The 10,738-nt window shown below is 42.3% G+C and carries 12 protein-coding genes; 6 read left to right on the forward strand and 6 right to left on the reverse strand.

The features are described 5' to 3' along the window. The 6 genes from AC1DWN_RS18825 to dnaA all read right to left on the reverse strand — a co-directional run. Positions 1 to 739: ATP-binding protein (locus AC1DWN_RS18825; RefSeq protein WP_477560440.1), on the reverse strand; the 739-nt coding region annotated here is incomplete at its 3' end. 46 nt (positions 740 to 785) lie between these two features. Then, complete coding sequence (gene remB, locus AC1DWN_RS18830; RefSeq protein ID WP_056637846.1) at positions 786 to 1,037, reverse strand: extracellular matrix regulator RemB; 252 nt, start codon at positions 1,035 to 1,037, stop codon at positions 786 to 788. Positions 1,038 to 1,068: 31 nt separating this feature from the next. After that, positions 1,069 to 2,178 (reverse strand): DNA replication/repair protein RecF, encoded by a 1,110-nt coding sequence (gene recF, locus AC1DWN_RS18835; RefSeq protein ID WP_477560441.1) that lies wholly within the window; start codon positions 2,176 to 2,178, stop codon positions 1,069 to 1,071. 27 nt (positions 2,179 to 2,205) lie between these two features. Next, positions 2,206 to 2,421 carry a S4 domain-containing protein YaaA gene (yaaA, locus tag AC1DWN_RS18840; RefSeq protein WP_477560442.1) on the reverse strand — a complete coding sequence of 72 codons (216 nt, stop codon included), beginning with the start codon at positions 2,419 to 2,421 and terminating at the stop codon, positions 2,206 to 2,208. Between the two features lie 38 nt (positions 2,422 to 2,459). Further along, the gene (dnaN, locus tag AC1DWN_RS18845) at positions 2,460 to 3,602 is read right to left on the reverse strand and encodes a DNA polymerase III subunit beta (protein WP_477560443.1); all 1,143 of its coding nucleotides are present in this window, start codon (positions 3,600 to 3,602) and stop codon (positions 2,460 to 2,462) included. Positions 3,603 to 3,832: 230 nt separating this feature from the next. After that, positions 3,833 to 5,188, reverse strand: a complete 1,356-nt coding sequence (dnaA, locus tag AC1DWN_RS18850) for a chromosomal replication initiator protein DnaA (RefSeq protein WP_477560444.1) — start codon at positions 5,186 to 5,188, stop codon at positions 3,833 to 3,835. Positions 5,189 to 5,829: 641 nt separating this feature from the next. Between dnaA and rpmH the strand changes: the two genes are divergently transcribed. From rpmH to AC1DWN_RS18880, 6 genes are all read left to right on the forward strand, one after another. Continuing rightward, complete coding sequence (gene rpmH / locus AC1DWN_RS18855) at positions 5,830 to 5,964, forward strand: 50S ribosomal protein L34 (RefSeq protein WP_308997689.1); 135 nt, start codon at positions 5,830 to 5,832, stop codon at positions 5,962 to 5,964. 131 nt (positions 5,965 to 6,095) lie between these two features. Further along, the gene (gene rnpA, locus AC1DWN_RS18860) at positions 6,096 to 6,467 is read left to right on the forward strand and encodes a ribonuclease P protein component (protein WP_477560445.1); all 372 of its coding nucleotides are present in this window, start codon (positions 6,096 to 6,098) and stop codon (positions 6,465 to 6,467) included. Between the two features lie 351 nt (positions 6,468 to 6,818). Beyond that, positions 6,819 to 7,625, forward strand: coding sequence for a YidC/Oxa1 family membrane protein insertase (locus tag AC1DWN_RS18865; RefSeq protein WP_477560446.1), 807 nt, complete (start codon positions 6,819 to 6,821; stop codon positions 7,623 to 7,625). Beyond that, positions 7,622 to 8,245 (forward strand): RNA-binding cell elongation regulator Jag/EloR, encoded by a 624-nt coding sequence (gene jag, locus AC1DWN_RS18870; RefSeq protein WP_477560447.1) that lies wholly within the window; start codon positions 7,622 to 7,624, stop codon positions 8,243 to 8,245. The genes AC1DWN_RS18865 and jag overlap by 4 nt, the downstream gene beginning before the upstream one ends. A gap of 99 nt (positions 8,246 to 8,344) precedes the next feature. Further along, positions 8,345 to 9,724, forward strand: coding sequence for a tRNA uridine-5-carboxymethylaminomethyl(34) synthesis GTPase MnmE (gene mnmE / locus AC1DWN_RS18875; protein ID WP_477560448.1), 1,380 nt, complete (start codon positions 8,345 to 8,347; stop codon positions 9,722 to 9,724). A gap of 90 nt (positions 9,725 to 9,814) precedes the next feature. Continuing rightward, positions 9,815 to 10,738: FAD-dependent oxidoreductase (locus AC1DWN_RS18880; RefSeq protein WP_477560449.1), on the forward strand; the 924-nt coding region annotated here is incomplete at its 3' end.

Here is a 10,738-nt window from a genome sequence, read left to right on the forward strand (position 1 = left end):
CCTCAACATAGATCGGATGCTCATGCAAAGCCTCGCGGTTACGGTTCAAATATTTGACGTATTCAATAACGCCACCCTCGTACATAAACGTATTGGATACACCACTCCGTTCATCATCAAGAACAATTTCAATTCCTTTATTCAAAAACGCCAGCTCACGAACACGTGCCTGCAGCGTCTCATAGTCATATTCAGTGGTTTCCGTGAAAATTTCTTTGTCCGGGGTGAAAGTAACCTTTGTTCCCGTTTCTTCGGAATCTCCAACAATCTTAACATCATATTGCGGAACACCTTTGCGGTACTCTTGCTGATAGATATGACCATGGAGTTTAACTTGAACGATCACGAGCTCGGACAATGCGTTAACTACAGATACACCAACTCCATGAAGGCCGCCGGATACCTTATAGCCTTCGCCGCCGAACTTACCACCCGCATGCAAAACAGTCATAACAACTTCTAGCGTTGATTTTTTCAGCTTCGTATTCTCGCCAACAGGTATACCGCGTCCGTTATCTGTAACGCTTATACTGTTATCCTTATGGACGACAATAACGATTTTTGAGCAGTAACCAGCCAAAGCCTCGTCAATACTGTTATCGACAACCTCCCATACAAGATGGTGAAGACCTTTGCCACTAGTGGAGCCAATATACATCCCTGGCCGTTTGCGTACTGCTTCTAAGCCTTCTAGGACCTGTATTTGACTCTCGTCATATGAATGCTGTTCCAAAGACATGCAAGTTCACTGCTCCTCTCAACTGCTCTTCCAATTCGCTTTCGCTCTACCCATTAGCTGCAAAATGATGTGCGCGTTTCTTTAGTGTGGAAGATGAAATGGGCGAATAATATATTTTTTGCTTCGTCACAACGATTGACTTAGGATCTTCTTCCCCTATCGTCTCAACGTCCTTACGCTTACGTGCCCCCGCTACAAATTGCTTAGATAGCTTTGAGGACTGCTCAATAGAAATATCAAAAATGGCCACCAGCTCCGCAGCCCGAATAATTTTCTCGCCGCCTAAATGGATGTACATATCCCCTGGTCCACCTTTCCTATTCGCGCCTTTAACGTGTAACTCGGCCGTCCTGCACATAGTAAATGCCGGCATCTTGAAGCTTGCTTACATTCACGCTCTCAAGTCCGGTCGTTGTTATAAAGGTTTGTACCTTGCTCTGAAACGTCTCGATTAAGTGCGTTTGCCTATTCTGATCAAGCTCAGACAGCACATCATCAAGCAACAAAATGGGATATTCTCCGATTTCTTCGTGAATGAGCTCTATTTCTGCTAATTTTAAAGATAGGGCCGTTGTTCGCTGCTGGCCTTGTGATCCGTATATACTCGCTTCTTTACCGTTTATAAAAAACGCTAAATCATCACGATGCGGCCCCACTAGTGTTACGCCTCTGCGAATCTCCTGATCTTTCACATGTGTTAACTTTATCATAAACTGCTCAAATAAAACAGATTCATCTTGCGAGGCATCTGTATCGAACGAAGGGCGGTACTCAATTGTGAGCTGCTCAGCCCCATTCGTTATGCCTGCATGGATGTGTTCTGCGAACGTTTGTAGCTTATGTATAAAGTGTTCCCTTTTTCTCATAATCTTAACACCGTGCTCAATCAGCTGCATATTCCATACATCCAACATAGTCTGATTAGCATTGCCTGGACCGACCGCTTTAAGAAAGTTATTCCGCTGTTGAAGAACTTTGCCGTATTGCTGCAGCGTATATAAATAACTCGGCTGTACTTGGCCGATTTCCATATCTAGAAACCTTCTTCGAATGCCTGGAGTTCCTTTGACAATCTCCAGATCCTCTGGCGCAAACATGACTACATTGACCGATCCGATAAAATTACTCAGCTTGCGCTGTTCGAGCCCATTTATTTTGGCTTTCTTTCCTTGTGCAGAAAACATCAAATCTAGCTTTACCACTCCGTACTTCTTATCTACCTCTCCCGCGATACGAGCTGAATCGGCATTCCAGCCAATTAGCTCCTTATCCTTGGAGGTACGGTGTGATTTAGAAAGAGCCAACACATAGATGGCTTCAAGCAAATTGGTTTTACCCTGCGCATTTGGCCCCAGAAAAACATTCACCTTGTTAGGAGTTTGCAGATCAAGCTGAGAGTAGTTGCGATAATTTTCTAGCTGTACGCTCGTTAGAAACACCTTTTGACCTCCCGGTCCGTTTGTGCGTTACGCTTTACCTACCGTAAAGACGCCGCAGCCTTCAACCTCAACACGATCACTAACATACAGCTTCCTGCCTMGGCGGTTATCCGCTTCACCGTTTATAAGAACTTCATTTTCCTGTAAAAAAAACTTAGCATGACCACCAGTAGAAATGCAATCGGAAAGCTTCAAAAACTGACCAAGCGTTATATATTCTGTATTAATAACAATTTCTTTCATCGCAATGACTCACCTCTCTTTTCGTTAGCGAAAGCTTATTATCCCGTAGTTCGGTAAGGCAAAATGACATACATACTGTAAGCATGATCAATCGGACGAATGACGATTGGGCTCATTGCTCCCGTAAATCCGATAAACAGTTGCTCACTGTCGATTACTTTCAGTACATCAAGCATATATTTAGAGTTGAATGCAATGCGGAGCGGATCCCCGTTAAATTGCTTAGCATCAAGCTGYTCAGTTACACGTCCTAACTCCGTTGAGCTTGATGATATTTCAATGTTTCCATCCTCTAGCGTAATCAAACGCACAATGTTCGTTTTCTCTTCACGGGACATTAAATACGCACGGTCAATTGCATCCATCATATTTTTTGTATCCACAACGAGTTCTGTTTTGAACACCTGCGGAATAATCTTAGAGGTATCCGGATATGTACCATCCAAAATACGCGTATAAAACAAGACATGACCGATTTTAAATAATACTTGATTATCCGCAACCGTAATATCTACTAGCATATTTTGCTCAGGTACAAGCTTTGAAAGTTCAACAAGCGTCTTTGCTGAAATAACAACATTGCTGAATTTAAACAGCTCGTCCGTATTAACTTGTGCCGTTCTGCTTGCTAGCCGGTGACGGTCTGTTGATACAAACTTGAGCTCACCTTCGAGCAGATTCCACAATACACCAGTTAAAATAGGGGTTTGTTCGCTTGTTGAAGCAGCAAGCACCGTTTGGCGAATCATTGTTTTTAATAAATCGCCTGGTATTTGCAATAGTTCATTTTGTTCGATTGACGGAAGTATTGGAAATTCTTCTGGATCCAGTCCAACCATTTGAATTTCAGTGGATCCGGAACGAATGATTGTTTGATAGCTGCTGCTTACTTCTATACTCACTTGCTCGGATGGAAGCTTTTTAACGATTTCCACAAAAAACTTTGCCGGCAAAACTACGCTTCCCGGTTTATCCACATGTGCAATAACGAATTGATCTCTCTCCACAGGGATAAAGCTTTGAATTGATATATCGGTATCGCTTGCTGTAAGAGTTACCCCTAGGTGGGTAACTTCAATTTTGATACCTCCAAGAATCGGAATAGTTGGTCTTGATGAGGCAGCTTTCGCTACTTGTTGGATGGCATCGTTTAGTTCGTTTTTTGAGATTGTTAATTTCATGCTTCCACTCCTAGGATTCGTATAGGTTTATTTCTCGTATTTTGATTGTGAAACGAATTTGAGATTTGAAAAATGGCGACAGCCAGTTCTGCCTATTTTGATGATGTTTTTTATAATAATTTTAGTAGTAGTCGTAGTAGGGGCACTGAATATGTGGATAACCCCTTGAAACGTTGATAAAGCAAGCCTATCCACATGTGCATAGCTTGTGCATAGGCTTGCTTAGTTGTTCACATATGATTTTTAACTTTTTCGGTTAAGTTTTGGATGATCTTGTACAGGTCTTGATCAATCTTCAGCTGCGTTGAAATTTTCTCATGCGCATGGATGACCGTAGTATGATCTCGACCGCCAAATGCTTCACCGATCTTAGGAAGGGAGAAGTCAGTTAGCTCCCTCGATAAATACATGGCGATTTGCCGCGGATAGGCAATAGCTTTGGTACGCTTCCGCGCCTTGAACTCCTCTAGTCGAAGTCCGTAGAACTCGCCAACCTTAATTTGTATATCTTGAATCGTTATCATCCGTGGCCTGCTTGATGGAATAATATCTTTCAGCGCCTCTGCCGCCAGATGCGACGTAATGTCAGCATTAATCAAGGAAGAGTAGGCTACAACTCGGATGAGAGCACCTTCGAGCTCACGAATATTCGTATCAATTTGGTTCGCGATATAGATCATCGCTTCATTAGGGATGTCTAGATTTTCTGCACGGGCTTTCTTACGTAAAATAGCGATACGTGTTTCAAGATCCGGAGGCTGAATATCCGTAATTAATCCCCATTCGAAACGTGATCTAAGCCGATCCTCAAGTGTTGGGATCTCTTTAGGAGGGCGGTCACTCGAAATGACAATTTGTTTTCTTTCTTCATGTAGCGCGTTAAAGGTGTGGAAGAACTCCTCTTGCGTCTGCTCTTTTCCTGCAAGAAATTGAATATCATCGATTAGGAGCACATCGATATTGCGGTATTTCGTACGGAAGCTTTCACCACGGTTATCACGGATAGCATTAATAAATTCGTTCGTAAATTTCTCGGACGAGATATATAGCACCTTCGTATTTGGGTTGTGATCCATGATGTAGTGGCCAATAGCATGCATTAAATGGGTTTTTCCAAGTCCAACTCCACCATATAAAAATAGTGGGTTATACGCTTTAGCAGGTGCTTCGGCTACAGCAAGCGACGCAGCGTGTGCAAATCGGTTGTTGGCTCCAATAACGAATGTATCAAACGTATACTTCGGGTTAAGCATATGGGTAGGCGTTGATTCTTCATTCGAAACGGGAGAATGAATAACTCTCGGTGGGAATGTGAATGCCGGCTCTGCCCCTTTTGGTTCTTCAATAGAGAAGCGAACGTCAACTTGTCTGCCTAAAAATTCAAACAGTGTTGTACGGATCAGCTTCGTATAGCGGCCCTCCAGCCATTCGGCCGCAAATGTTGTCGGCGCAGTTACTTCAAGCATGGAATCATCGATAAAAGAAGCTCTCGTCGCTTTGAACCAGGTGTCAAAGCTAGGTTTGCTTAATTTTGTCTGGATGATCGACAACACTTGCTGCCATAAATCATAGGTATGGCTGTCCACAGACTGTCACTCCTTATCCAAATCGCCATCATGGGCGCTGTTACGCTGAAAATTGTCGAAAATCAGGAATTTATAACGAAAGCATCCACATTATGACGCATGTATAGCGTATGAGTTATAAATAGGGGATGAGTTTGTTCACAATGTTATCCACAGGCTGTTGATAAATGTGTGGGCTTATCGACCTAATCCACAATGAAAACATAATAATCATAGCAAAAGATACCTTATAATTCAACGAAATCACATATTTTATCCACATTCTCAATAGCTTGTGCATAAAAGTTATCTACACCACTACATATTGTTAATATCTTGTTACCATTTCGACAAAGTTCTTTTTGGGACAGTCAAATCTATGCACATGTTATTAGTTTTTAAATAGCGATAATGGTTGATACATTTATCCACAGCTAGAAACTGATTTTTAAACTCCAGCTTAATTGCTCCAGAGTCGATACATTGACTTTTAACAGCCAACGTGGTTTAATAAAAAAAGCGTTTTTTTAAATATAAGGACTTATAAGTGGCATACTTATATGGCTGCTTATATTTCACAGTGAAACGAAGCTACATTGCCARAACACGGCGACAGTCGTTTACACTTGATTGGAAACACGCAGTATAGGAGGTGCAGAACAATGAGACCTACATTTAGACCTAACGTAAGCAAACGCGCGAAAGTGCATGGATTCCGCAAACGGATGAGTTCAAAGAACGGCCGTAAAGTCTTAGCAGCGCGTCGTCAAAGAGGAAGAAAAGTATTGAGCGCATAAGCAGAAGACCACGTTCGGTGGTCTTTTTTTTTTGTTTTTGCAGAAGGAGTGTAATGTGGCTGCCTGCTTAGACTCTTTTTTTACTGACAATACTTTATAGAAGATGAATGAGGGAACGGTGGCCATCAGTCGTGCAAAGAAAATTGCGTCTTCGCAACCGTGAAGACTTTAGTCGAATATATCGTGGCGGTAAATCATTTGCGAACGGTCAATTCGTCGTCTATTGGTCAAAGCAGCATGTAGCGGAACCGTTCCGTCTAGGTGTTTCGGCGAGCAAAAAAATAGGGAATGCGGTTGTCCGCAACCGTATGCGTCGAATGATTAAAGAAATTGTTCGCCTTCAAGAGAAACGGATCGTTCCAAACACCGACTTCATTCTTATAGTAAGGAAGCCTGCAACGGCGATGAAGATGAAGGAGATGGAAAAGAGCGTTCTTCATGTTTTGAAGAAAGCCGGATTATTAAAAAATCAGAGTCATACCATTCAAAAGCAAGCAGATTAAGTGATTTTTGTCTGCTTGTTTTGTCTGCTTAAAATGATCTATTTGATACGGTTAAAGAAAGCGGATGCAAACCAGGGCTCGTAGTTTCTTTGTCCCATAAAATATGGTATAGTCTAGAGTGAAAATATAGGAGTGTATAGAGTAGAAGCTAATTGCATTTTTTATATTTTAACAAGATATATATGCTATGCAGCAAGAGGACGGTTAATGCCGTTTATGCTTGAAATATTAGGAAAATATAAGTTTCACTTTTATACTGTTCCTATATTTCATCGCAGAACGAATGCTTTTACCGCAAGGACGGCGACAGCCGTTTACGCTTGGTGTGATTGCTCTCAGAGAGGAGTTTTAATGTTGTTTCGAATTAAAAACAAGAAATGGCTTTTAGTAGTAGGGATTGTTCTAGCAATGGGTTTGTTAGCTGGTTGTGGAGCTCCTACAGACCAAACGACAGAAACCGCTGATTTACTTCACGGTAACTTCTGGGAGAAAAATGTCGTCTATTATTTTGCAATTACACTCGATACATTCGCTAAATGGTTTGGCGATTCGTATGGACTTGCCATATTGCTATTGACGATTATTGTAAGAACTTTAATTTTACCATTAACACTGAAGCAGTATCGCAGTTCAAAAGCGATGCAAGCTTTGCAGCCTCAAATGGCTGAAATCAAAAAGAAGCACAAGGATGACCCAAAGAAACAGCAAGAAGAAACAATGAAGCTTTTCCAAACCAATAAAGTAAATCCGATGGCGGGATGTTTGCCTCTTATTGTACAGATGCCGGTTTTTATCGCGCTTTACAATTCGATTTACAAAAACCCTGATATTCGCGAGCATACCTTCTTGTGGTTTGAGCTTGGGAAAAGTGCCAATGAAGGAGGCTGGACGTATTATTTCTTACCACTTCTAGCTGCGGCAACAACTTTTATCCAGTCTAAAATGATGCAAAAGCAACAAACACAAACAATGCCAGGTATGGGAATGATGCTGACTATTTTCCCAGTGCTCATTTTCGTAATGGCTATTTCATTCCCATCAGCGCTTCCGCTGTATTGGGTATACAGTAACATCTACACAATTGTTCAAAACTACTTTTTGTACGTTCGTAATGGTGACAAAAGCAAAGGTAAGGGTAAGGAGGTCACTGCGAAATGAAGAAAATCGTCGCATCTGGAAAGACGATAGAAGCGGCTGTGCAAAATGGATTAGCAAAATGGCAAGTGACTGAGGACCGCGTTAAAATGGTTGTGCTGGAGCAGCCCTCAAAGGGACTGTTCGGGTTGTTTGGCACGAAGGAAGCGAAAGTTGAGCTTGAACTTATTCCCGATCCAACTGAAGAGGCTGAGAATTTCCTCCTTGAAGTAGCTGGCGCAATGGGGTTGCAAGTGAACATCGAACGAAAGCATTCAAGAGAAGGTACTTATCTGGCCGTATCGGGCAGTGGAGATCTTGGTATGCTTATTGGACGTCGCGGACAAACGTTGGATGCACTACAGTACTTAGTTAATATTGTGGCTAATCGCTATTCTGACAGTCATTTGCGAATCGTTCTTGATGCAGAGGATTTTCGTGAGCGTCGCCGTAAAACGTTAGAGGATTTGTCCGAACGTTTGGCGGGTAGAGTCATTCGCACAAGGAAAGAGGTTGTCCTTGAGCCGATGTCTTCACATGAACGTAAAGTCATTCATTCGCAGTTACAAAACCATCCTAAAGTAAAAACCTTCAGTAAAGGCGATGAGCCAAACCGAAGAGTTGTTATTGCTCTCAGACAGTAAAGAGAGCCCTTAAAGCATATGATATTGAAGATACTATATATGCAGCAATGGCTATTTATGGTCATTGCTGTTTTTCCATTTGAGAGGTGCTGAAAGCCGATGATATACGATACGATTGCAGCTATTTCGACAGCAGTCGGAGAAGGCGGCATAGCGATAATACGAATAAGCGGTCCCGATGCTATTGAAGGGATTTCCCGTATTTTTCGTTCGAAGATAAATTTAAAAGATGCAGAAACGCATACTTTGCATTATGGACACATCATCGATCCAGTTGCTGATGAACAAGTAGAAGAGGTGCTTGTTACACTGATGCGCGGTCCGCGGTCTTTTACCGCTGAGGATGTTGTTGAGATTAACGCGCATGGCGGTGTCATTGCCGTTAAGAAGGTGCTTGATGTTGTATTGCAGCAGGAAGGCTTCCGTACTGCGGAGCCAGGTGAGTTTACAAAGCGTGCTTTTCTAAATGGACGGATCGATTTGATGCAAGCTGAGGCGGTTATTGATCTTATCCGTTCGAAGTCAGATCGTGCTTTTACGGTTGCTCGAAAGCAAGCTGAAGGGGTTTTGTCAAAAAGGATCAAAGCCTTGCGACAAACGGTTATCGAGTTGCTTGCTCATATTGAAGTGAATATAGATTATCCAGAGCATGATGTTGAAGCAATGACCAGTGCATATATTGGCGAACAATGTAGCTCAGCTATAGAAGAAATTGACCGTTTGTTAAAAACGGCGAATGAAGGCAAAATATTACGAGAAGGTATCGTGACTGCTATTGTCGGACGCCCTAACGTAGGTAAATCTTCCTTGATGAATATTCTAACGCAGGAGAATAAGGCGATCGTTACTGACATTCCTGGAACGACGCGTGATGTCATAGAACAATTTGTCGCATTAAACGGAATTCCACTAAGGCTTCTTGATACCGCTGGTATTCGAGAAACGAATGATGTTGTAGAACGAATTGGTGTAGAACGGTCGCGAAATGCGCTTGAAGAAGCAGATTTAATTTTATTTGTATTAAACTATAATGAAGCTCTGCAACCTGAGGATCGTGAACTACTTGAGCTGGTAAAGGGTCGTCCGGTTATTGCAATCGTGAATAAAACCGACTTGCCAGGGAAGTTGGAGATGGGTGAAATAGAGCGTATAATAGCATCAGATTCAATTGTACGAATGTCAGTCATTGAAGAGGAAGGGCTGGACCAGCTTGAAAGAACAATAAGTGAGATGTTCTTCGAGGGTGAGCTTGAAGCGAATGATCTAACTTATGTGAGTAATGTGAGGCATATTGCTTTGTTGAAGCGAGCAAAGCAGTCATTAGTGGATGCGATTGATTCATCAAATATTGGTATACCCATTGATGTGATACAAATAGACGCGCGTTCTGCTTGGGAATCACTTGGTGAAATTCTTGGTGATGAAGCAGGCGACTCATTAATTGATCAAATCTTTTCACAGTTTTGTTTGGGTAAGTAATGGTTTACGAAGTGGTTTGCTTTTAGCAAACCTAGGATAATGCTTACGATGTGGATTGCTCCGCAATCCTTTAGGAGGGGAATAAAAAAAATGAGATACCTAGCTGGTGAATATGACGTAATCGTCATTGGTGCGGGTCATGCAGGTTGTGAGTCAGCACTTGCTGCGGCACGTATGGGCTGTGAAACATTATTGCTCACTATTAATCTAGATATGGTTGCGTTTATGCCTTGTAATCCATCCATTGGGGGACCGGCCAAAGGTCATGTCGTGCGTGAGATTGATGCGTTAGGCGGCGAGATGGGACGCAATATTGATAAGACGTTTATTCAAATGAGGATGTTGAATACGGGTAAGGGGCCTGCTGTCCATGCATTGCGTGCTCAAGCAGATAAGGTTTCATACCAGAATGTAATGAAGAAGACAATTGAGGAAACACCTAAGCTAACCCTTCGCCAAGGTATGGCAGAGGAGCTTATTGTTGAGGATGGTAAATGCGTTGGTATTGTAACAAAGTCGGGTGCTGAATATCGTGCGCGTGCGGTCGTTGTTACCACAGGTACTTACTTGCGTGGCAAGATTATTATGGGCGAACTGATGTACGAGAGCGGACCTAATAATCAACAGCCTTCTATTCGTCTCGCTRCCAATTTGAAAGAGCATGGCTTAGAGCTGGTACGCTTTAAAACAGGTACACCACCGCGTGTGCATAAAGATAGTATTGATTTTTCCAAAACAGAAATTCAACCAGGTGATGACAATCCGAAGTTTTTCTCGCATGAGACAGAGTCTTCTACTAATGAGCAGCTGCCGTGTTGGTTAACTTACACTTCTGAAGCTACTCACAAAATTATCACTGACAATCTACACCGTGCACCAATGTTCTCGGGAGCGATTGAAGGAACAGGACCGCGTTATTGCCCATCTATAGAAGATAAGGTTACACGTTTCTCAGATAAGCCAAAGCATCAAATTTTTCTTGAACCAGAGGGCAAAGATACGTCTGAATACTAT

This window comes from Paenibacillus sp. P4_A7 (genome assembly GCF_056402455.1).

Bases quoted from the DNA above. Each gene is read 5' to 3' on its own strand.
- AC1DWN_RS18865 (WP_477560446.1), top strand. From the start codon at position 6,819: ATGTTGTTTCGAATTAAAAACAAGAAATGGCTTTTAGTAGTAGGGATT.
- jag (WP_477560447.1), top strand. From the start codon at position 7,622: ATGAAGAAAATCGTCGCATCTGGAAAGACGATAGAAGCGGCTGTGCAA.
- rpmH (WP_308997689.1), top strand. From the start codon at position 5,830: ATGAGACCTACATTTAGACCTAACGTAAGCAAACGCGCGAAAGTGCAT.
- remB (WP_056637846.1), bottom strand. From the start codon at position 1,037: ATGTACATCCATTTAGGCGGCGAGAAAATTATTCGGGCTGCGGAGCTG.
- mnmE (WP_477560448.1), top strand. From the start codon at position 8,345: ATGATATACGATACGATTGCAGCTATTTCGACAGCAGTCGGAGAAGGC.